This window comes from Hydrogenophaga soli, from assembly GCF_054777695.1.
Window position 1 is genome coordinate 235,558 of record NZ_BAAHAK010000006.1, and the last position, 21,122, is coordinate 256,679.

Here is a 21,122-nt window from a genome sequence, read left to right on the forward strand (position 1 = left end):
AAACGGTTCAGCCGTGTCGCGGGAGGTTCTTCAACCATCTGATGCTTCCCTCAGGGAAGCGGAGGTCTGCGAAACAATGAGCGAGACTACCAACGTCTACGGTGCCTTCAAAGGCAACTCCTACCTCTTCGGCGGCAATGCCCCCTATGTCGAAGAGATGTATGAGAACTATCTGGCCAACCCCGGCAGCGTCCCCGACACCTGGCGCAGCTACTTCGACGCGTTGCAGCACGTTCCCGCCGTGGACGGCACCGACGCCCGCGATGTGCCCCACCTGCCCGTCATCAATGCCTTTGCCGAGCGTGCCAAGAAAGGCACCACGCAGGTCGTGCTGGCCAACACCGACTCTGAAATGGGGCGCAAGCGCGTTTCGTCTCAGCAGCTGATTGCCGCCTACCGCAACGTGGGCAACCGTTGGGCCAACCTGGATCCGCTCAAGCGCCAGGAACGCGAAAACATCCCCGAGCTGGAGCTGTCGTTCTACGGCTTCAGCGATGCCGACCTGGAAACCGTGTTCAACACCAGCAACACGTTCTTCGGTCGCGACACCATGCCGCTGCGCGAGCTGCTCAATGCGCTGCGCGAAACCTACTGCGGCAGCATCGGTGCCGAGTACATGCACACCTCCGACCAGAACGAAAAGCGCTGGTGGCAACAAAAGCTGGAAAGCATCCGCAGCAAGCCCAACTACTCGGGCGAGAAGAAAAAGCAGATCCTCGAAAAGCTGACGGCGGCCGAAGGCCTCGAGCGTTTCCTGCACACCAAGTACGTTGGCCAAAAGCGTTTCTCGCTGGAAGGTGGCGAGAGCTTCATTGCCGCCATTGACGAGGTCATCCAGTCTGCCGGTGCCCGTGGCGTGCAAGAGATCGTGATCGGCATGGCCCACCGTGGCCGCTTGAACGTGCTGGTCAACACCATGGGCAAGATGCCCAAGGACCTGTTTGCCGAGTTCGACCACACCGCCCCCGAAGACCTGCCCGCAGGTGACGTGAAGTACCACCAAGGTTTCAGCTCCGACGTGACCACCCCTGGCGGCCCGGTTCACCTGTCGCTGGCGTTCAACCCCTCGCACCTGGAAATCGTCAACCCGGTGGTGGTGGGCTCTGCCCGTGCCCGCATGGACCGTCGTGGTGACAAGCGTGGCGACCAGGTGCTGCCCGTGCTGGTGCACGGTGATGCGGCCTTCGGCGGCCAAGGCGTCAACCAGGAAACCCTGGCGCTGGCCCAGACCCGTGGCTACACCACGGGCGGCACGGTGCACTTCATCATCAACAACCAGATCGGCTTCACCACGTCGGACCCGCGCGACATGCGCTCCAGCGTGTACTGCACGGACATCGTGAAGATGGTCGAAGCCCCGGTGCTGCACGTCAACGGCGACGACCCTGAGGCCGTGGTGCTGGCCACCCAGTTGGCCCTGGAATACCGCATGGAATTCCGCCAGGACGTGGTGGTGGACATCGTCTGCTTCCGAAAACTGGGCCACAACGAGCAGGACACCCCTGCGCTGACCCAGCCGCTGATGTACAAGAAGATCGGTGCCCACCCCGGCACCCGCAAGCTGTACGCCGACAAGCTGGCCGCCCAAGGGTTCGGGGAAGGCCTGGGCGACGAGCTGGTGAAAGCCTACCGCGCTGCCATGGACGCTGGTCGCCACACCGTGGACCCGGTCCTGTCCAACTTCAAGAGCAAGTACGCGGTGGATTGGTCGCCCTTCCTGGGTAAGAAGTGGACCGACGGTGGCGACACCGGCGTGCCCATGGCCGAGTGGAAGCGCCTGTCTGACCGCATCACCACGTTGCCTGAAAGCGTCAGCCCGCACCCGCTGGTCAAGAAGGTGTACGACGACCGTGCGGCCATGGCCCGTGGCGACATTCCCGTGGACTGGGGCATGGGCGAGCACATGGCCTTTGCGTCCCTGGTGGCCAGTGGTTACCCCGTGCGCCTGTCGGGCGAAGACTGTGGCCGCGGCACCTTCACGCACCGCCACGCCGTCATCCACGACCAGAAGCGCGAAAAGTGGGACACCGGCACCTACGTGCCGCTGCAGAACGTGGCTGACAACCAGGCCCCGTTTGTCGTGATCGACTCCATCCTGTCCGAAGAGGCAGTGCTGGGCTTCGAGTACGGCTATGCGTCCAACGACCCCAACACCCTGGTGATCTGGGAAGCCCAGTTCGGCGATTTCGCCAACGGCGCCCAGGTGGTGATCGACCAGTTCATCGCCTCGGGCGAAGTGAAGTGGGGCCGTGTCAACGGCATCACCCTGATGCTGCCGCACGGCTACGAAGGGCAGGGGCCTGAGCACTCGTCGGCTCGCCTGGAGCGCTTCATGCAGCTGGCGGCCGACGCCAACATGCAGATCGTGCAGCCCACCACGGCCAGCCAGATCTTCCACGTGTTGCGCCGTCAGATGGTGCGCAACCTGCGCAAGCCGCTGGTGATCATGACGCCCAAGTCGCTGCTGCGCAACAAGGACGCGACCTCGCCGCTGTCCGAGTTCATCCGTGGCTCGTTCCAGACCGTCATTCCCGAGACCAAGGAAGAGGTCAACAAGAAGGCCGAAAAGGTCAAGCGCCTGGTCATCTGCTCCGGCAAGGTGTACTACGACCTGGTGAAGAAGCGCGAAGAAAAGGGTGCCGACGACGTGGCCATCATCCGCGTCGAGCAGCTGTACCCCTTCCCGCACAAGGCGTTTGCCGCCGAGGTGAAGAAGTACCCCAACGCAACCGAACTGGTGTGGTGCCAGGACGAGCCGCAGAACCAGGGTGCCTGGTTCTTCGTGCAGCACTACATCCACGAAAACATGTTGGATGGTCAGAAGCTGGGTTACTCCGGCCGTGCGGCTTCGGCGTCTCCCGCCGTGGGCTACTCGCACCTGCACCAAGAGCAGCAAAAGGCCCTGGTCGAAGGGGCGTTCGGCAAGCTCAAGGGCTTCATCCTCACCAAGTAAACCGCACCGGCATGGCCCCGCACGTCACCGTTGGACGTGCCGCGCCATGCCAACGTCGCACACCGAATTGAAGGAAAACTGAAAAATGGCCATCGTCGAAGTCAAGGTTCCGCAACTGTCCGAGTCCGTTGCCGAAGCCACCCTGTTGCAATGGAAGAAAAAAGCCGGTGAGCTGGTCGCCGCCGATGAAATCCTGATCGAAATCGAAACCGACAAAGTGGTGCTGGAAGTGCCCGCCCCCGCGGCCGGCGTGCTGGCTGAGCTGGTGGTGGCCGATGGCGGCACCGTCACCTCTGACCAGGTGATCGCCAAGATCAACACCGAAGCTGGCGCGGCTGTGGCTGCACCCGCCCCGGCGGCAGCGCCTGCTGCTGCGGCCCCTGTGGCCGCCCCTGCGGTGGCTGCTGCAGCCGCCACGGGTGGTGCCAAGGCCGGTGTGGCCATGCCCGCCGCTGCCAAGCTGATGGCCGACAACGGCCTGGCCGCCGGTTCTGTGGCCGGCACCGGCAAGGATGGCCGCGTCACCAAGGGTGATGTGCTGTCCGCCGTCGCCTCCGGTGCCACCGCTCCTGCGGCTGCCCCCGCCGTGGCCATTCCCACCGGCGTGCCCACCAAGGCACTGCCTCAGGTCAGCGGCCCTGCGGCCCCCGACCTGGGCGACCGCCCCGAGCAGCGCGTGGCCATGACCCGCCTGCGTGCCCGCGTGGCCGAGCGTCTGCTGCAGTCGCAAGCCACCAACGCCATCCTGACCACGTTCAACGAAGTGAACATGGCCCCGGTGATGGAAATGCGCAAGCGCTTCCAGGAGAAGTTCGAGAAAGAACACGGCTGCAAGCTGGGCTTCATGAGCTTCTTCGTGAAAGCTGCCGTGCACGCCCTGAAGAAGTACCCCGTGCTCAACGCCTCGGTGGATGGCAACGACATCGTGTACCACGGCTACTTCGACATCGGCATTGCCGTGGGTTCGCCCCGTGGCCTGGTGGTGCCCATCCTGCGCAACGCCGACCAGATGAGCTTTGCCGACATCGAGAAGAAGATTGCCGAATTCGGCCAGAAGGCCAAGGACGGCAAGCTGGGCATTGAAGAAATGACCGGCGGCACCTTCTCCATCTCCAACGGCGGCACCTTCGGCTCCATGCTGTCCACGCCCATCATCAACCCGCCGCAATCGGCCATCCTGGGCGTGCACGCCACCAAGGACCGCGCCGTGGTGGAGAACGGTCAGATCGTGATCCGCCCCATCAACTACCTGGCCATGAGCTACGACCACCGCATCATCGACGGTCGCGAAGCCGTGCTGGGCCTGGTGGCCATGAAGGAGGCGCTGGAAGATCCGTCGCGCCTGCTGTTCGGCATCTGATGGTTTGAAGGGGAGGCCAAAAGTTCAAGGATTTTTGGCCTCTAGCGCTTTATATACAAGCGCAAACAGCTATAAATTTTGTAGTTCTGCGGGCAGCGCTCGCGGGGCCTGAGGTGAACACATGAGCAAACAATTTGACGTCGTCGTCATCGGCGGCGGCCCTGGTGGTTACATTGCCGCCATCCGCGCAGCGCAGCTGGGTTTCCAGGTGGCCTGCATTGACGAGTGGAAAAACGCCGCTGGCGGCCCCGCCCCAGGCGGCACCTGCACCAACGTGGGCTGCATCCCGTCCAAGGCGCTGTTGCAGTCGTCCGAGCACTTCGAACACGCCACCCATCACTTTGCCGACCACGGCATTTCCACCGGCACCGTCAAGATGGACGTGGCCAAGATGGTGGGCCGCAAGGACCAGGTGGTCAAGCAGAACAACGACGGCATCCTGTACCTGTTCAAGAAGAACAAGGTCAGCTTCTTCCATGGCCGCGGCTCGTTCGTGAAGGCCGCAGAAGGTGGCTACGAAATCAAGGTGGCCGGTGCCGCCGAAGAAACCCTGGTGGGCAAGCAAGTCATCGTGGCCACCGGCTCCAACGCCCGTGCGCTGCCCGGCGTGCCGTTCGACGAGGTCAACGTGCTGTCCAACGACGGTGCCCTGCGCATCGGCGCCGTGCCCAAGAAGCTGGGTGTCATCGGCTCCGGCGTCATCGGCCTGGAAATGGGCTCGGTGTGGCGTCGCCTGGGTGCTGAAGTGACCATCCTCGAAGGCCTGCCCACCTTCCTGGGCGCTGCCGATGAGCAGATTGCCAAGGAAGCCAAGAAGGTGTTCGACAAGCAAGGCCTGAAGATCGAGCTGGGCGTGAAGGTCGGCGACATCAAGGTGGGCAAGAAGGGCGTGAACGTCGCCTACACCAACGCCAAGGGCGAAGCCCTGGAGTTGGCGGTGGACAAGCTCATCGTCTCCATCGGTCGCGTGCCCAACACCATCGGCCTCAACGCCGAAGCCGTGGGCCTGCAACTGGACGAGCGCGGAGCCATCGTGGTGGACGGCGACTGCAAGACCAACCTGCCCGGCGTGTGGGCGGTGGGCGACGTGGTGCGCGGCCCCATGCTGGCCCACAAGGCCGAAGAAGAGGGTGTGGCCGTGGCCGAGCGCATCGCCGGTCAACACGGACACGTCAACTTCAACACCATTCCCTACGTCATCTACACCAGCCCTGAGATTGCCTGGGTGGGCAAGACCGAGCAACAGCTCAAGGCCGAAGGCGTGAAGTACAAGGCGGGCTCCTTCCCGTTCCTGGCCAATGGCCGGGCTCGGGCCCTGGGTGACACCACGGGCATGGTCAAGTTCATTGCCGACGCGACCACCGACGAGATCCTGGGCGTGCACATGATCGGCCCGATGGTGTCTGAGTTGATTTCCGAAGCCGTGGTGGCCATGGAGTTCAAGGCCAGTGCCGAAGACATCGCGCGCATTTGCCACGCCCACCCGTCCCTGAGCGAAGCGACCAAGGAAGCAGCCTTGGCCGTGGACAAGCGCACGCTCAACTTCTGATCGGGTTGCGCCGTTGAGCACAGGTTCCAGTGTCCGTGCGGCCTACGAGGCTGCGCTGAAAGAGCGCGGTTACACCACCGACCCCGCACAACAACGCGCCGTGGCGGCGCTGGAGCGTTGCGCCCAGGAATGGGGTGCGTACAAGCAGCGGCGGTCCAACTCGCTCAAAAAGCTGTTTGTGCACCCGCCCATTCCCAAGGGCGTGTACATGTACGGCGGGGTGGGGCGGGGCAAGAGCTTCCTGATGGATTGCTTTTTCAACGCCGTGCCACTCAAGCGCAAGACGCGGCTGCACTTCCACGAGTTCATGCGCGAGGTGCACCGCGAACTGCGCGAGATGCAGGGAACCGTCAATCCGCTGGACGAGCTGGGTAAGCGCATGGCCCAGCGCTACAAGCTGATCTGCTTTGACGAGTTTCATGTGGCCGATGTGACCGATGCCATGGTCTTGCACCGGCTGCTGGACTCGTTGTTCAAACACGGCGTGGGTTTTGTCACCACATCCAACTTCCACCCGGATGGCCTGTACCCGGACGGCTTGCACCGCGACCGCATCCTGCCTGCCATTGCCTTGCTCAAGCAGGAGCTGGAAGTCATCAACGTCGACAACGGCACCGACTACCGCCGCCGGGCGCTGGAGCATGTGGCGCTGTACCACACGCCATTGTCCGACCAGGCCGAGCGAACCCTGGAGCAGACCTTCCACCAGTTGGCCGAGACCGCCGACGAGTCGCCGGTGATGACCATCGAGTCACGGCAGATTCAGGCCCACCGCAAGGCGGGCGGGGTGATCTGGTTTGATTTCAAGACCCTGTGTGGCGGGCCTCGGTCGCAGAACGACTACCTGGAGCTGGCCACTCAGTTCCACACCCTGCTGCTGTCCAACGTGCCGCAAATGAGCGCCCGCATGGCCAGCGAGGCCCGTCGCTTCACCTGGCTGGTGGATGTGCTGTACGACCGTCGGGTGAAGTTCATCGTGTCGGCTGCGGTGCCGCCCGAGCAGCTGTACACCGAAGGCCCCATGTCGCACGAGTTTCCGCGCACGGTGTCTCGCCTGGTGGAAATGCAATCCAGCGAGTACCTGGCCGAACCCCACCGGGTGGTGGACACGTCGCTGACCTGATCCTCTGGCCAGCCCCGTTGGACCGCCACCGGGTCAACCTCGACGGTCGAAGCGCACCACCACCACGGACAGGTTGTCACCATGTCCAAGCGCCCGCATTCGGGCTTGGCTGATCAGCACTTCACACGCATCGCGCGCACTGTGGATGCCCAGGATGTAGCCAATTTCGGCCTCGGAAAAGTAGTGCCAAACGCCGTCGCTGCAGGCCATCAACACATCACCGGCTTTCATGTGCTGAATGGTGTGGGTGCTTGCCGGGGGTGGGGTTTCGGTGCCCAAACACCCCACCAGCACGTTGGACTGAGGGTGGTTTTGCGCCTGCTCAGGCGTCAACACCCCTTTGTCCACCAGGGTCTGGACGTACGAATGGTCCATGGTGCGGTGCACCAGACGCTGGCCGTGAACATGGTGGATGCGGGAATCGCCCGCGTGGATCCAGTGGCACGAACCGTCTGGCGTCAGCACAAACGCGGCGATGGTGCTGTGCGGCTCCTGCTCGGATGAGGCCGCGGTCAGCCGAATGACCGTGTGAGACTCTTCCACGATTTGTTTGAGCAAATCGGCCGGCGAATCCTTGCCGGGGGAAAAGCGTTCAAACAGCTGATGCGCGGTCATCAGCACCTGATCGGAAGCCTTGCGTCCCCCACTGCGTCCCCCCATCCCATCGGCGATCACCCCCAGCAGGCAATGCTTGGCCTGGGGGTGCGGCCACAGACCGAGCTGGTCTTGCTGGTAATCCCGATCGCCCTTGTGCAGGCCCGTGCCCGCGGTGACCTTCAGTTCATGCAGCATGGTGGGGCTTTCGCTGGGCGTCACCCGCAAGGGTCACCAAAGCTTCCACCAGGGATCGGAAGCCTTCTTGAACCCTTGTGCCAAATACGCCGAGTGGGGGTAGTTGGTCAGCAACACGCGTTTGGCATCGTCCCGGAGCGACGCCATGCCCAACGCATCGTAGGACTGAACCAGAATGTAAAGCGCCTCTTCGAGTGACGGAGCCCCCACGTAGTCGGACAGGGCCGTTTGGGCCCGGTTCACGGCCGCCAAATAGGCTCCCCGCTGGTAGTAGTAACGCGCCACATGCACCTCGTGTTCGGCCAGCGAATTCACGATGTAGACCATGCGCTGACGGCTGTCGGGGGCATAACGCGAGTCGGGAAAACGGGTCACCAACTCACGGAAGGACTCAAAAGACACCTTGGCGGCTTGTTGATCCCGCTCGGACAGGTTCTGGTGGGACAGAAAGCCAAACATCCCCAGGTTGTCGTTGAAGGACACCAGCCCTTTCAGGTAGAGGGCATAGTCCAGCGCCGGGCTGGCAGGATGGTTTTTCATGAACCGATCCAGTGTGGCCTCGGCTTGCGCGACCTCGCCCGATTTGTACTGGGCATACGCCTTGTCGAGCTGAGCCTGCTGGGCCAACGGTGTGCCCGCGGCGCGGCCCTCCAGCTTTTCGAACAGCGTGACGGCTTTCTCGAAGTTGCCCGAGTTGCGTTCGTCCAAGGCCTCGGTCTGGATCTTTTGGGGGCTCCACCCGGCAGTGTTGTCCTTGGGGGCCGACGAACATCCGGCCATCATCCCGGCGGCGCAGCTCACGGCGAAGGCCAAACGCCAGCCCCCAAAAAACGATAATCTGATGCGTTGCATCTCAACCTTTCAATGGCCGGACAGCCCGATTTGGAGTCAAAAATTATATCGACCGTACCCGATGAATCGGCCCTCCCGAATTTGGGAGATGGAGAGCCTGAGGGCGAGGTGGTGAACTTGGTGTTTGGGGTGCCCGACCATGGCCAGCGCCTGGACAAATGTCTCGCAGGCCACTTGCCGGGGTTTTCCCGGTCCTACATTCAGCAATGCCTGGCGCAGGGAGACGTCCAGGTCAACGGTCGTCTGGTGTCCAAAGCCTCCGTGGCGGTGAAGGCCGGGGATGCCTGCCGCATCGACCTCAAGCCCACGGATCAGGCGCGATCCTTTGTGGCAGAAGACTTGCCTTTGGACGTGCTTCATGAGGATGCCCATCTGCTGGTGGTCAACAAGCCTGCGGGTCTGGTGGTGCACCCCGCAGCGGGAAACTGGTCGGGCACGCTGCTCAATGGCCTGCTGCACCACCACGCCGGGGCCTCGTTGCTGCCCCGTGCAGGCATCGTCCATCGCCTGGACAAGGACACATCGGGCCTGATGGTGGTGGCCAAGACGCGCCCGGTGATGGACGCGCTGGTGGCGCAGATCGCGGCACGCGAGGTCACCCGGCTGTACCTGGCCATCACCGGACGCCGGTGGGAGGGCATTCGTGAGCGGCAGGTGGACCAGCCCATGGGGAGGGATCCCGGCAACCGCTTGCGCATGGCGGTGTTGTCGTCCGGCCCAGGCAGCAAACCCGCGCGGACGCAGTTTGTTCGCCTCGATACATGCGACAGCGCGGCGTTGGTGGCCTGCAAGCTGTTCACCGGACGCACCCACCAAATTCGCGTGCACCTCGCGTCGATCGGACAGCCCATCCTGGGCGATGGCCTCTATGGCGGCCGAAGCAGCCCGCACATCCAACGGCAGGCGCTGCATGCCACGCGCCTCATGCTCCGGCATCCGGTGACCGGAGTGTCGCTCGATTGGGAGGCTCCGCTGCCCAGCGACATCGTCGGCTGCCTGGACCACCATGGACTCCACTACAATCCAGGGCTACTTTCCCCGGACCTGTTTGGCTCCTTTCCTGGCACGCCTTGATGCCGGTTTCCTGTGCGGCACGGCCCGCGCAGGGTCTCACACCTCAACAGCATGAAGTCATCGGATGCCGAGTGCGTCATTGAAGCTGCGTTGATGTCCAGCCCTCAACCTTTGTCGATCAAGGACCTCTTTGGCCTGTTCGACGAACAAGTGGGCGTGGATTCCATCAAACGCGCCTTGCGCGATTTGCAAACGCGCTGGACAGGACGCGGCGTGGCGCTGGTCGAAGTGGCCACTGGCTGGCGTTTCCAGACGGAGGGGCGCATTCGCCCGTTTCTGGATCGCCTGCACCCCGAAAAGCCCCCCAAGTACAGCCGTGCCACGTTGGAAACCCTGGCCATCATTGCGTACAGGCAGCCGGTGACCCGTGGCGACATCGAAGACATTCGTGGCGTGGTGGTCAACAGTGCCTTGCTCAAGCAGCTGGAAGAGCGTGGGTGGATTGAGGTGATCGGCCATCGCGACACCGTGGGGCGACCGGCATTGCTGGCCACCACAAGGCAGTTCCTGGATGATCTGGGTCTTCAGTCGCTGGACCAACTGCCTGCCATCGACGTGCTGGAACAGCAGTTGTCCGATGACCTCCTGCCGACGGACGCCACCTTGCCCCTTGATTTGTCACTTGACGCCGATTCCGCCCCCGTGGCCCCATCTGCTGCCGAACCCCCTGAAAACACCGACCATGTCTGAAATCACCCCCGCTCCCCAAGAGTCTCCAGCGACACCTGGCGGCATTGCGCAGTCCCCCGCGCCACAAGGAACCGACCACGGCGTGAGCTTTGATGCCGTTCTGAGCGGCGAATTTGATGAAGCCGCAGCCGCCATTGATGCTGAGCCCGCCAAGCGGGTGCTCACGCCTCACATGGACAGCCCCAAACTCCACAAGGTGCTGGCCCAGGCGGGCATGGGCTCTCGGTTGGAAATGGAGCAACTCATCCTGGAGGGGCGGATTTCGGTCAATGGAGAACCCGCGCACATCGGGCAACGCGTTCAATACGGAGATGTGGTCAAGGTGAATGGCAAGGTGGTGCGTGTGCGCGTCACGGCACCGCCTGCCCGGGTGTTGGCGTACCACAAACCCGCGGGCGAGGTGGTGACCCACGACGATCCGCAAAACCGTCCCACCGTGTTCCGCCGCCTGCCACGGCTCATGCAAGGCAAATGGCAGTCTGTCGGTCGACTGGACCTCAACACCGAAGGGTTGTTGCTGTTCACCAATTCAGGGCAACTGGCCAACCAACTCATGCACCCCCGATTCGGCTTGGAACGGGAATACGCGGTGCGGGTGCTGGGGGCGCTCAGCAACGAGGAAAAAGACCGCTTGCTGGCAGGCGTTCGCCTGGACGATGGTGTGGCGCAGTTTTCAAGCATCGAAGACGGCGGCGGCGAGGGGGCCAATTGCTGGTATCGCGTGACCATTTCCGAGGGGCGCAACCGCGAGGTTCGACGGATGATGGAGTCTGTGGGGCATGCGGTCAGCCGCCTCATCCGGATTCGTTATGGTTCCATGTTGCTGCCGCGGGGATTGAAGCGAGGCAGCTGGGTAGAACTGGATGCCAACGACATTGCCTTGCTCACGCGTGCCAGTGGTGGCATGCCACGTGACGCTGCGCCCTCACGCGGGGTGCGCCCGCCCAAAGGGCGTGGAAACCCGTCGGGAAAGCGACCTGCGCCCACAGGGCGTGCCGAAGGTCAGCCCGATCCCATGAGAACGTCTGTGGGCTACATCGGTGCCGATGCATTGGCCCGGCAGCGCAAGGCCGATCGGTCGAGCCGAGGAGGGCGTGGCCCGGGACGCTCGGGTGGTCGTTGAGTGGGCCTGACGTCCTGGCTCAGAAAATCGCCCCAGCGGGCTACAATCCCGGATTTACTTCGCTTTTAGGAAAACAACATGGCCATTGAGCGCACCCTTTCCATCATCAAACCCGACGCCGTTGCCAAAAACGTCATCGGTCAAATCTACGCACGCTTTGAAGCCGCTGGCCTGAAGGTCGTGGCCGCTCGCATGGCCCACCTGTCCCGCGCTGAAGCAGAGGCCTTCTATGCCGTGCACAAGGCTCGTCCCTTCTTCAAGGATCTGGTGGACTTCATGATCTCCGGTCCCGTGATGATCCAAGTTCTGGAAGGCGAGAACGCCATCCTGAAGAACCGCGAGCTGATGGGCGCCACCGACCCCAAGAAGGCCGACGCCGGCACCATCCGTGCTGACTTCGCCGACAGCATCGACGCCAACGCTGTGCACGGCTCTGACGCCCCTGAAACGGCTGCCGTGGAAGTGGCGTTCTTCTTTGCCGGCATGAACGTTTTCAACCGCTGAGATGGCTGCGGTCAACCTGCTTGACTTCGATCTGCCGGGGTTGACCGCCTTTTGCGAAAGGCTGGGCGAAAAGCGCTTCCGCGCCGTCCAGCTGTTTCGCTGGATTCATCAAAAAGGGCAGGATCGGTTCGACCAGATGACCGATCTCGCCAAATCTCTTCGAGACAAGTTGGCCACCTCGGCGGTGGTGACTGCATTGCCCGTGCTGTCTCGTCAGGACTCATCCGACGGGACCATCAAATGGTTGTTTGATGTGGGGCAGGGCAACGCGGTGGAAACCGTGTTCATCCCCGAGGCCGACCGTGGCACCTTGTGCGTGTCGTCTCAGGCGGGTTGTGCGGTGGGCTGTCGGTTCTGTTCCACTGGACATCAAGGGTTCAGCCGCAACCTCACCACGGGCGAAATCCTGGCGCAACTCTGGTTTGCCGAGCACTTTCTTCGGCAACGTTTCGGCACCACGGAGCGTGTCATCACCAACGTGGTGATGATGGGCATGGGTGAACCCCTGCAGAATTACTCGGCGCTGGTGCCTGCTCTGAAAGTGATGTTGGACGACCACGGGTATGGCCTGTCCCGTCGTCGTGTCACGGTGTCCACGTCGGGCGTGGTTCCCATGATGGAGCGCTTGGCCAACGACTGTCCGGTGGCATTGGCGGTGTCTCTTCACGCCCCCAATGACGAGCTGCGTGACTCTCTGGTGCCGTTGAACCGCAAGTACCCCTTGGCCGAGTTGATGACCGCGTGCCGTGCGTATCTGCCGCATGCACCCCGAGACTTTCTGACGTTTGAATACTGCATGCTCGACGGCGTGAACGACCAGTCGCAACATGCCGATGAACTGATCCAACTGCTTTTGAACGAACGTGCCCACGGATTCAACAGCAAAATCAACCTGATCCCGTTCAACCCCTTTCCCGACTCCGGGTTGCGCTGTTCCGACAAAGAAGCCGTGACCTCATTTGCCAAACGGTTGAGTGATGCGGGCTTTGTCACCACGGTTCGGAAGACCCGAGGTGACGACATCGATGCCGCATGCGGTCAGCTCGCGGGCGATGTGCGTGACCGAACCGGGGTCCATGAGCGAATGACCGCCCTGCGGGGAGACGTGGCCAAGCCCATTCATTGGGTTCAACCGAAGGTGAATGCATGATCAATGGCCGTTGGTTGACTTTGGCGTCCCTGGTGGGGCTTCTTGTGGTTGCGTCGGGTTGTGCCGCTCCACGGCAAGCACCTGTGGGTGGATCCACTGGTGCGGACTTGGTCACAGAATCCGATGAGCCGGAGTTGCGCAAGCGGGCACGCATTCGCACCGAGTTGGCCAGTGGCTATTTTGAGCAAGGCAAGACCACGGTGGCGCTGGACGAGATCAAACAGGCCTTGGCCATTGATCCCACCTATGCACCAGCATTCAATTTGCGCGGGCTGACCTACATGCAGCTGGGCGAATGGGGTTTGGCCAAAGAAAGCCTGGGGCGCGCCGTGGGGCTGAATCCCCGGGATGCCGATGCCGCGCACAACCTGGGTTGGCTTCATTGCCAGCTCAAGGAATATGCAGAAGGTGATCGCTATTTTGGGCAAGCCCTGGCCGTGCCGGGCTACAACGGCATGGGCAAAACCTTGATGGCGCAGGGCGTGTGCCAAGCCCGTTCAGGGGACTCCGCGAGCGCGGAAAAGACACTCGCCCGGGCGTTCGAACTTGACCCTGCGAATCCAGTGGTCAGTTACAACCTGGCCCAGGTTTTGTACCGTCGAGGGGATTACTCCCGGGCGCAATTTCACTTGCATCGCTTGAATTCCGGTCTGCTGGCCAACGCGGAGACGTTGTGGTTGGGCATTCGTGTGGAACAACGGTTGGGCAATCAGTTGGGGGTACGTCAGTTGGGAGAACAGCTGCGACTGCGGTACCCAAAATCCAAAGAACTCCAGGCCTATGAGCGCGGGGCATTCAATGAGTGAAGACACCACCACCATCGGCCAACCCACGTCCGGTCAGCTGATTCGTGCCGCCCGGGAAGCAGCGGGTTTGCACATCGTGGCACTGGCGGCCGCGCTGAAAGTGCCTGTGCGCAAGCTGGAGGCCCTGGAAGGGGACCGCTGGGACGAACTGACCGATGCCACCTTTGCCCGGGCACTGGCCTCCAGCGTGGCCCGTCATTTGCGCATGGACCCCGCCGCAGTTCTGGCGGGTTTGCCCACCACAAGGTCCGACGCGTTGGACATTCCCGTGGGATTGGGACGTGCACCACAAGCCTCTGCCAGCATCGGCCAGCAACCCATGCACAGCCCTGTTCTGTGGACGGTTGCCGCCATTTTGCTGCTGGCCGCCGTGGTTTATGCGTTGCCCCAGGGCCTGCTGGTTTGGCATGGTGACGCAGCCTCGACATCGTCCGGAGCCGAAGTCCCTGTGTTGGCCGCCACCACGGCAGAGCCCCTGGTTCAGCCACCTGCCGCAGGGTCGGGGAATGCGGTTGCATCGCAGCCCAGTGAAGGGGATCCGACCCACCACGCTTCCGTCGCGGCTGCCGTGAAGCCCGGGGTGGAGCCGCCAACCGCAGAGAAACCCCTGCCTGTTGTGGCATCTCCAACTGCACCTGCGGTTGCCTCTGGAGCATTGGTCGGTACGGGAGCCCGCTTGCACATGGTGTTGAAGGCCCCGTCCTGGATTGAGGTCACGGATGCCAATGGCAAGCTGCGGCTTCAAAAGGTGGTGCCCGCAGGTGAAGTGCTCGATTTTGACGATGCCACCAGTTACACCGTGGTGGTTGGCAACGCCTCTGGGGTCGACGTGACCATCAACGGTCAGCCCAAGGACATGACCGAGTTCACCCGAAACAACGTGGCCCGTTTCCAGGCGCGCTGATTGCAGGTTGACGATGTCTGAACCCATGACGATTGAACGCGCCCCAGTGGCTCTGCCTCGAATGGTCCGTGCGCCAACCCATCAGGCACAGGTGCGCTGGGGTGGTCATGTCGTGACCGTGGGGGGGGATGCGCCGGTGCGCATCCAGTCCATGACCAACACCGACACGGCCCAGGTCATTGACACAGCCGTCCAGGTCAAAGCCTTGGCCCTGGCGGGGTCGGAAATGGTGCGCATCACCGTCAACAACGACGAAGCCGCCGCTGCCGTTCCCCACATCCGCGACCAGTTGGATCGCATGGGCATTTCGGTGCCCTTGGTGGGGGACTTTCACTACAACGGGCACAAGCTGTTGCAAGACCACCCGGCGTGCGCCGAAGCCTTGTCCAAGTACCGAATCAACCCGGGCAATGTCGGCAAGGGCGACAAGCGTGACCGCCAGTTTGCATCCATGATCGAAACCGCCGCCCGGTTGGACAAAGCCGTGCGCATCGGGGTCAATTGGGGCAGCCTGGATCAGGAAGTCCTGGCGCGCATGATGGATGACAACACCCGCCGCACCACCCCGTGGGATGCCCGGCAGGTGATGTATGAAGCACTCATCACCTCAGCGCTGGAGTCCGCCGACCAGGCGGTGAGCATCGGCTTACCTGCCGTTCAAGTCATCCTGTCCTGCAAGGTCAGTGGGGTCCAAGACCTGATCGCTGTGTACCAGGGCCTGTCCCAGCGTTGTCGTTATGCCTTGCACCTGGGGTTGACTGAGGCCGGCATGGGCACCAAGGGCACGGTGGCGTCTGCCGCGGCCTTGTCGGTGCTGCTCCAGCAGGGCATTGGCGACACCATTCGGGTGTCGCTCACGCCCGAACCAGGTGAAGCCCGCACCCAAGAGGTGGTGGTTGCCTCAGAAATCCTGCAGGCGCTGGGTTTGCGCAGTTTTGTGCCCAGTGTCACCGCATGTCCGGGCTGTGGCCGCACCACCAGCACCACCTTTCAGGAACTCGCCAAGCAGATTGACGACTATTTGCGCAGCTCCATGCCCGTCTGGCGCAGTCAGTATCCGGGCGTGGAGGGGCTCAAAGTCGCGGTCATGGGATGCATCGTCAACGGCCCCGGTGAAAGCAAACATGCCGACATCGGCATCAGCCTGCCCGGCACGGGCGAAGCGCCCGCTGCCCCTGTCTACATCGACGGCGAAAAGCGCATGACGCTGCGCGGCGAACACATTGCCACCGAGTTTCAACAGGTGGTCGAGCAATACATCCAACAACGGTTTGGCAATCAGGCCCGTGCCTGAGCCCGTCCAACTTCCGCTGAGCAATTCATGGCAGAAAAAATCACGGCCGTCAAAGGCATGAACGACATCCTCCCCGGCGAATCGGCCGCCTGGGAGTGGCTGGAAGAACAATTGCGCGAGCTGATGGCGCTGTACGGCTACCAGAACCTGCGCACGCCCATCGTCGAGCCCACGGCGCTGTTTGTCCGCGGGCTGGGCGAGGTGACCGACATCGTTGAAAAGGAGATGTACTCCTTTGAAGACCGGCTCAATGGTGAGCAGCTGACGCTGCGACCTGAGAACACCGCCGGGGTGGTTCGGGCCGTCACGGAGCATTCGCTGTTGTATGGCGGTGGCAAGCGGCTGTACTACATGGGCCCCATGTTCCGTCACGAAAAGCCCCAGCGCGGGCGCTATCGGCAGTTCCACCAATTTGGCGCCGAGGCCCTGGGCTTTGCAGGGCCTGACGTGGACGCTGAGTTGATCCTCATGGCCTGCGACCTGTGGCGCCGACTGGGATTGCAGGGCATTCGACTGGAAATCAACAGCCTGGGGCAACCGTCCGAGCGTTTGCAGCACCGCCAGGCGCTGATCGAGTACCTCAGCGCCCACACCGATCTGCTGGACGAGGACGCCCGCCGTCGGCTGCACAGCAATCCGCTGCGCATCCTGGACACCAAGAACCCGGCCATGCAGGAGCTGGTGAATGCCGCCCCTCGACTGATGGACCTCTTGGGCGCAGAGTCGCTGGCCCACTTCGATGGCTTGCGTCGCATGCTGGAGGCCAATGGGATTGAGTACACCGTCAACCCTCGGCTGGTGCGCGGCATGGACTATTACAACCTGTCGGTTTTCGAATTCGTGACCGACCGTCTGGGCTCCCAGGGCACGGTGTGTGCCGGGGGGCGCTATGACGGCCTCATTGGCCAGGTGGGCGGCAAACCCGCGCCCGCCGTGGGCTGGGCGCTGGGCATGGAGCGCATCCTGGAGTTGCTCAAGGCCGACGCCTTGCTGCCCCCCGTGCCGTCCGTGGACGCGTATGCGGTGGTGCCCTCAGCGGCCGCATGGCCGGTGGTCAGCCAGACCCTGCGCGCCTTGCGTGCGCAAGGGGTGAGCGTGCTGATGCACACCGCAGGCGCAGAAGGGCAGGGCAGCATGAAGTCGCAGTTCAAGAAGGCTGACGCCAGCGGCGCAAGGTATGCCCTGGTGTTCGGTGACGACGAGCTGGCCGCAGGACAGGTCACGGTCAAACCCTTGCGAGAAGGCCCCGAAGCGGGCCAACGGACCTGCCCGCTGGCCGAAGTGGCCCAATGGGCTGCGCAGTTGCGTGGTTGACCGTCCTCAGTCCTTGCCCTCCACAAAGGCTTGCCCCGTGCTGGCCTAGAATCCACCGCTTCATTTCATCGACCTTCGCATGGCCAACACTTTCGACCTTGAAGAACAGGAACAGCTTGAGCAGATCAAGCACTTCTGGAAACGCTACGGCAACCTCATCACCGGGGTGGCCATCGTCGTCATGGGGGGCATCACCGCCTGGAACGGTTGGCAATATTGGCAAAACCGGCAGGCCATGGGGGCTTCGGCTTTGTATGACGAACTGGACCGAGCCGTTGCTGAACGTCAGCCCGAGCGCATCCAGCTCTCAATGACGGATTTGCAGAACCGGTTTGGTCGCACTGTTTATGCACAACAAGGTGCGCTGTTGGCGGCTCGGGGGCAGTTTGCCGCTGGCGATGTTGACAAAGCGCGTGCGGCATTGGAATGGGCTGCAACGGCTTCGTCTGATGAGGGGCTCCAATCCATTGCGCGGCTGCGCTTGGCGGGCTTGGCCCTTGAAAAGAAAGAGCCCGACGTGGCCGCCAAATGGCTGTCCGAGGGAATTTCCGCTGAGTTCGCAGCACTGGCGGCAGACCGCCAGGGGGACGTGTTCCTGGCCAAAGGTCAGACCGCAGAAGCCCGTGCGGCCTACCAGAAGGCCCATGGGCTGATGGACGAGCGGACCGAGTACCGTCGTTTGGTGGAAGTCAAGCTGAACGCGTTGGGTGTGGATGTTTCCACGCCTCAAACGAAGTGAGTCAATAAAAGGCTAAAAAATGCTTCCACCGCTTATTAGACGTACATTGTTTGCTATTGTTTCTGCTGCATTTTTGGCATCGTGTTCGTCAAGCGGTAACAAGCCCAAACCGGCTGAACTGACCCCTGTGGTGCCGTTGATTTCGGCCAAGCAGGTGTGGGTGAACCCTGTGGGGGGCTCCAACACGGCCTTGTCGCTGACCGCCGCCGGTGACCGGTTGGCCGTGGCAGGAGGCAATGGCACGGTGGCCGTGATTCAAACGGGCACGGGGGCCGATGTGTGGCGCACCCATGTCGGCGGAGCGGTCACGGCTGGTGTGGGCTTTGACGGCCACATGGCTGCGGCCATCACCGAGCGCAATGACTTGGTGGCTGTGGTCAACGGGCAGGAAGTCTGGCGTCAGCGCCTGTCGGCATCCAGTCACACCGCGCCGCTGGTGGCTGGACAACGGGTGTTCGTGTTGACGGCGGACCGCACGGTTGCGGCCTTTGACGGCAACACCGGCATCCGCCTGTGGAGCCAAACCCGCTCCGGCGAGCCCCTGGTGTTGCGTCACCCAGGCGTGTTGCTGGCGGTGGGGGACACGCTGGTGGTGGGGCTGGGCGGGCGTTTGGTGGGACTGAACCCCAGCAGCGGAAGCGTTCGTTGGGATGTGAACATCGCGTCGCCCCGCGGAGGCAACGATGTGGAACGCATGGTGGATTTGGTGGGCCCCGCCTTCCGCCAGGGCAACGATGTGTGCGTGCGAGCATTCCAAGCCGCTGTGGCGTGTGTGGATGCGGCTCGCGGGGCGCTGATCTGGCGCCAGAACTCCGATGGCCGCACCGGTCTGTCCGGGGATGAGCGCCATGTGTACGGCTCCGATTCCAGCGGCCGTGTTCAAGCTTGGTCGCGCAGCAAAGGCGAGCTGGTCTGGACCCAAGACAAGCTGCTCTACCGGGGCCTCGGGGCTCCGCTGTTGTTGGGCCGCTCGGTGGTGGTGGGGGATTCGCAAGGCTTCATCCATGTGCTGTCCCGTGAAGACGGGTCGTTCTTGGCTCGCCTGCCCACCGATGGATCCGCGGTGTTGAGCGCCCCCGTGCTCGTGGGAGACACCTTGCTGGCCCTGACCCGATCGGGCAACCTCGTCGCGTGGCGTCCGCAGTGAGCGGAAGTCGTCACGCCAACTGGATTTTTTTGTGAAACCTGTACTGGCTTTGGTCGGTCGGCCCAATGTGGGCAAATCGACGTTGTTCAACCGCCTCACCAAATCGCGTGACGCCATCGTGGCCGATTTTGCGGGCCTGACCCGTGATCGCCACTACGGCAATGGCCGTCTGGGCCCCCGAGAGTTCATCGTCATCGACACTGGGGGGTTTGAGCCCGATGCGGGCGAGGGCAGCATCTACCGGGAAATGGCCAAGCAGACTCGCCAGGCCGTTGCCGAAGCGGACGTGGTGCTGTTTGTGGTGGACGCGCGCGGCGGGGTCAGCGCCCAAGACCACGAAATTGCCCAGTACCTGCGTCGGCTGGGCAAGCCTTGTCTGCTGGTGGCCAACAAGGCCGAAGGCATGCAGGACGGCACCAAGCTGGTGGAGTTCTTTGAATTGGGGTTGGGTGAGGTGTTGCCCATTTCCGCTTCGCACGGCCAGGGCGTTCGCTCCCTCACCGAAGCGGCCCTGGAGTTGCTGCCCCCTCCACCCGAGGATGACGAAGAGGCGGAGGAATCCGGTGTCATCCGCATGGCGGTGGCAGGGCGCCCCAATGTGGGCAAAAGCACCCTCATCAACGCCTGGCTGGGCGAAGAGCGCCTGGTGGCCTTCGACATGCCCGGCACCACGCGGGATGCCATCTCCGTCCCCTTTGAACGCGATGGCCACAAGTTTGAGCTGATCGACACGGCGGGCCTGCGTCGCAAGGGCAAGGTGTTTGAGGCCATCGAAAAGTTCTCGGTGGTCAAGACGCTGCAAGCCATCGAAAACGCCCATGTGGTGTTGCTGCTGCTCGATGCCACCCAGGGGGTGACCGAGCAGGATGCCCACATCGCCGGCTACATCCTGGAGTCAGGGCGGGCTGTGGTGCTGGCCATCAACAAATGGGATGCCGTGGACGAGTACCAACGGCAGCTGGTCGAGCGCTCGGTGGAGCAGCGCTTGGCATTCATGAAGTTTGCCGCACTGCATCTCATTTCGGCCAAGAAGCGCCAGGGGTTGGCGCCGCTGTGGAAGTCCATTGCCCAAGCCCATGCGGCGGCCAACCGCAAGATGACCACGCCCGTGCTGACCCGGTTGCTGCAAGAAGCCTTGCAATTTCAGCAGCCTCAGAAGTCGGGCATGTACCGCCCCAAAATGCGTTATGCACACCAAGGCGGCATGAACCCGCCGGTCGTCGTGATCCATGGCAACTCGCTGGAACATGTGTCCGATTCGTACAAGCGTTACCTGGAAGGGCGTTTTCGCAAGGCCTTTGATCTGGTGGGCACGCCATTGCGCATTGAATTCAAGACGTCTCACAACCCCTTCAAAGATCAGGAATGAGACGCGGCCCTCGGGTAGACCCGAGGGCTGTGGTATGGTTGTCTTCCCTTAACTTTCTGAACACGGAACATATCGTGAGCAACAACAAAGGCCAACTTCTGCAAGACCCTTTTCTGAACCAGCTCCGACGCGAACATGTGCCGGTGTCCATTTACCTGGTCAACGGCATCAAATTGCAAGGGCAAATCGAGTCGTTCGACCAGTACGTGGTCCTGCTGCGCAACACCGTCACCCAGATGGTTTACAAGCATGCCATCTCCACCATCGTGCCGGGCCGCCCGGTGCAATTCAGCGTGTCGCCTGACGACGCCGCAGGCCACTGATCGTTTTCATTTGCCCTGTGTGCAGGGCAGTCTGCCCCCACATTGAACTCAATCGT

At 62.5% G+C, this 21,122-nt stretch carries 19 protein-coding genes; 17 read left to right on the forward strand and 2 right to left on the reverse strand.

What is annotated here, in order from left to right:
* Window positions 1-76: 76 nt before the first annotated feature.
* The 4 genes from ACYVB7_RS12925 (at window position 77) to zapE (ending at window position 6,985) form a co-directional block, all read left to right on the forward strand.
* On the forward strand, window positions 77-2,953 hold the full coding sequence (locus tag ACYVB7_RS12925) for a 2-oxoglutarate dehydrogenase family protein (RefSeq protein WP_460508248.1): 2,877 nt from the start codon (window positions 77-79) through the stop codon (window positions 2,951-2,953).
* Window positions 2,954-3,038: 85 nt separating this feature from the next.
* Window positions 3,039-4,313 carry a 2-oxoglutarate dehydrogenase complex dihydrolipoyllysine-residue succinyltransferase gene (gene odhB, locus ACYVB7_RS12930; protein WP_460508250.1) on the forward strand — a complete coding sequence of 425 codons (1,275 nt, stop codon included), beginning with the start codon at window positions 3,039-3,041 and terminating at the stop codon, window positions 4,311-4,313.
* A 121-nt stretch (window positions 4,314-4,434) separates the two neighbouring features.
* Complete coding sequence (gene lpdA / locus ACYVB7_RS12935) at window positions 4,435-5,862, forward strand: dihydrolipoyl dehydrogenase (RefSeq protein ID WP_460508252.1); 1,428 nt, start codon at window positions 4,435-4,437, stop codon at window positions 5,860-5,862.
* A 13-nt stretch (window positions 5,863-5,875) separates the two neighbouring features.
* Window positions 5,876-6,985 (forward strand): AFG1/ZapE family ATPase, encoded by a 1,110-nt coding sequence (gene zapE, locus ACYVB7_RS12940; RefSeq protein ID WP_460508255.1) that lies wholly within the window; start codon window positions 5,876-5,878, stop codon window positions 6,983-6,985.
* A 33-nt stretch (window positions 6,986-7,018) separates the two neighbouring features.
* Here zapE and ACYVB7_RS12945 read toward each other — a convergent pair whose 3' ends face one another.
* Together ACYVB7_RS12945 and ACYVB7_RS12950 are read right to left on the reverse strand one after the other, a co-directional pair.
* Entirely contained in the window at window positions 7,019-7,777 is a 759-nt protein-coding gene (locus ACYVB7_RS12945) for a PP2C family protein-serine/threonine phosphatase (RefSeq protein ID WP_460508257.1), read from the reverse strand.
* Window positions 7,778-7,810: 33 nt separating this feature from the next.
* A complete protein-coding gene (locus tag ACYVB7_RS12950; RefSeq protein ID WP_460508259.1) occupies window positions 7,811-8,629 on the reverse strand; it encodes an outer membrane protein assembly factor BamD in 819 nt (272 codons plus the stop codon).
* A 111-nt stretch (window positions 8,630-8,740) separates the two neighbouring features.
* Between ACYVB7_RS12950 and ACYVB7_RS12955 the strand changes: the two genes are divergently transcribed.
* From ACYVB7_RS12955 to hfq, 13 genes are all read left to right on the forward strand, one after another.
* Window positions 8,741-9,703, forward strand: coding sequence for an RluA family pseudouridine synthase (locus ACYVB7_RS12955; protein WP_460508261.1), 963 nt, complete (start codon window positions 8,741-8,743; stop codon window positions 9,701-9,703).
* A 51-nt stretch (window positions 9,704-9,754) separates the two neighbouring features.
* The gene (gene scpB / locus ACYVB7_RS12960) at window positions 9,755-10,393 is read left to right on the forward strand and encodes an SMC-Scp complex subunit ScpB (RefSeq protein WP_460508263.1); all 639 of its coding nucleotides are present in this window, start codon (window positions 9,755-9,757) and stop codon (window positions 10,391-10,393) included.
* Window positions 10,281-11,516 (forward strand): pseudouridine synthase, encoded by a 1,236-nt coding sequence (locus ACYVB7_RS12965; RefSeq protein ID WP_460508265.1) that lies wholly within the window; start codon window positions 10,281-10,283, stop codon window positions 11,514-11,516. The genes scpB and ACYVB7_RS12965 overlap by 113 nt, the downstream gene beginning before the upstream one ends.
* 78 nt (window positions 11,517-11,594) lie before the next feature.
* Window positions 11,595-12,020 carry a nucleoside-diphosphate kinase gene (gene ndk, locus ACYVB7_RS12970; protein WP_460508267.1) on the forward strand — a complete coding sequence of 142 codons (426 nt, stop codon included), beginning with the start codon at window positions 11,595-11,597 and terminating at the stop codon, window positions 12,018-12,020.
* Window position 12,021: 1 nt separating this feature from the next.
* A complete protein-coding gene (gene rlmN, locus ACYVB7_RS12975; RefSeq protein WP_460508270.1) occupies window positions 12,022-13,170 on the forward strand; it encodes a 23S rRNA (adenine(2503)-C(2))-methyltransferase RlmN in 1,149 nt (382 codons plus the stop codon).
* Window positions 13,167-13,976 (forward strand): type IV pilus biogenesis/stability protein PilW, encoded by an 810-nt coding sequence (gene pilW, locus ACYVB7_RS12980; RefSeq protein ID WP_460508273.1) that lies wholly within the window; start codon window positions 13,167-13,169, stop codon window positions 13,974-13,976. Before rlmN ends, pilW begins: the two co-directional genes overlap by 4 nt.
* Entirely contained in the window at window positions 13,969-14,880 is a 912-nt protein-coding gene (locus ACYVB7_RS12985) for a helix-turn-helix domain-containing protein (RefSeq protein WP_460508276.1), read from the forward strand. The genes pilW and ACYVB7_RS12985 overlap by 8 nt, the downstream gene beginning before the upstream one ends.
* A 61-nt stretch (window positions 14,881-14,941) precedes the next feature.
* Window positions 14,942-16,174, forward strand: a complete 1,233-nt coding sequence (gene ispG / locus ACYVB7_RS12990) for a flavodoxin-dependent (E)-4-hydroxy-3-methylbut-2-enyl-diphosphate synthase (RefSeq protein ID WP_460508364.1) — start codon at window positions 14,942-14,944, stop codon at window positions 16,172-16,174.
* Between the two features lie 27 nt (window positions 16,175-16,201).
* A complete protein-coding gene (hisS, locus tag ACYVB7_RS12995; protein ID WP_460508278.1) occupies window positions 16,202-17,488 on the forward strand; it encodes a histidine--tRNA ligase in 1,287 nt (428 codons plus the stop codon).
* Window positions 17,489-17,567: 79 nt separating this feature from the next.
* The gene (locus ACYVB7_RS13000; RefSeq protein ID WP_460508280.1) at window positions 17,568-18,227 is read left to right on the forward strand and encodes a YfgM family protein; all 660 of its coding nucleotides are present in this window, start codon (window positions 17,568-17,570) and stop codon (window positions 18,225-18,227) included.
* A 19-nt stretch (window positions 18,228-18,246) separates the two neighbouring features.
* The gene (bamB, locus tag ACYVB7_RS13005; protein ID WP_460508282.1) at window positions 18,247-19,374 is read left to right on the forward strand and encodes an outer membrane protein assembly factor BamB; all 1,128 of its coding nucleotides are present in this window, start codon (window positions 18,247-18,249) and stop codon (window positions 19,372-19,374) included.
* 31 nt (window positions 19,375-19,405) lie between these two features.
* On the forward strand, window positions 19,406-20,743 hold the full coding sequence (der, locus tag ACYVB7_RS13010; protein ID WP_460508284.1) for a ribosome biogenesis GTPase Der: 1,338 nt from the start codon (window positions 19,406-19,408) through the stop codon (window positions 20,741-20,743).
* Between the two features lie 56 nt (window positions 20,744-20,799).
* The gene (gene hfq, locus ACYVB7_RS13015; protein WP_460508366.1) at window positions 20,800-21,066 is read left to right on the forward strand and encodes an RNA chaperone Hfq; all 267 of its coding nucleotides are present in this window, start codon (window positions 20,800-20,802) and stop codon (window positions 21,064-21,066) included.
* Window positions 21,067-21,122: the final 56 nt, after the last annotated feature.

Excerpts from the sequence above, each read along its gene's own strand:
- ACYVB7_RS12985 (WP_460508276.1), top strand. The coding sequence starts at position 13,969 with ATGAGTGAAGACACCACCACCATCGGCCAACCCACGTCCGGTCAGCTG.
- ACYVB7_RS12925 (WP_460508248.1), top strand. The coding sequence starts at position 77 with ATGAGCGAGACTACCAACGTCTACGGTGCCTTCAAAGGCAACTCCTAC.
- bamB (WP_460508282.1), top strand. The coding sequence starts at position 18,247 with ATGCTTCCACCGCTTATTAGACGTACATTGTTTGCTATTGTTTCTGCT.
- ndk (WP_460508267.1), top strand. The coding sequence starts at position 11,595 with ATGGCCATTGAGCGCACCCTTTCCATCATCAAACCCGACGCCGTTGCC.
- ACYVB7_RS12965 (WP_460508265.1), top strand. The coding sequence starts at position 10,281 with ATGACCTCCTGCCGACGGACGCCACCTTGCCCCTTGATTTGTCACTTG.
- odhB (WP_460508250.1), top strand. The coding sequence starts at position 3,039 with ATGGCCATCGTCGAAGTCAAGGTTCCGCAACTGTCCGAGTCCGTTGCC.
- ACYVB7_RS12945 (WP_460508257.1), bottom strand. The coding sequence starts at position 7,777 with ATGCTGCATGAACTGAAGGTCACCGCGGGCACGGGCCTGCACAAGGGC.
- ACYVB7_RS12950 (WP_460508259.1), bottom strand. The coding sequence starts at position 8,629 with ATGCAACGCATCAGATTATCGTTTTTTGGGGGCTGGCGTTTGGCCTTC.
- hisS (WP_460508278.1), top strand. The coding sequence starts at position 16,202 with ATGGCAGAAAAAATCACGGCCGTCAAAGGCATGAACGACATCCTCCCC.
- scpB (WP_460508263.1), top strand. The coding sequence starts at position 9,755 with ATGAAGTCATCGGATGCCGAGTGCGTCATTGAAGCTGCGTTGATGTCC.
- pilW (WP_460508273.1), top strand. The coding sequence starts at position 13,167 with ATGATCAATGGCCGTTGGTTGACTTTGGCGTCCCTGGTGGGGCTTCTT.
- lpdA (WP_460508252.1), top strand. The coding sequence starts at position 4,435 with ATGAGCAAACAATTTGACGTCGTCGTCATCGGCGGCGGCCCTGGTGGT.
- ispG (WP_460508364.1), top strand. The coding sequence starts at position 14,942 with ATGGTCCGTGCGCCAACCCATCAGGCACAGGTGCGCTGGGGTGGTCAT.
- ACYVB7_RS13000 (WP_460508280.1), top strand. The coding sequence starts at position 17,568 with ATGGCCAACACTTTCGACCTTGAAGAACAGGAACAGCTTGAGCAGATC.
- rlmN (WP_460508270.1), top strand. The coding sequence starts at position 12,022 with ATGGCTGCGGTCAACCTGCTTGACTTCGATCTGCCGGGGTTGACCGCC.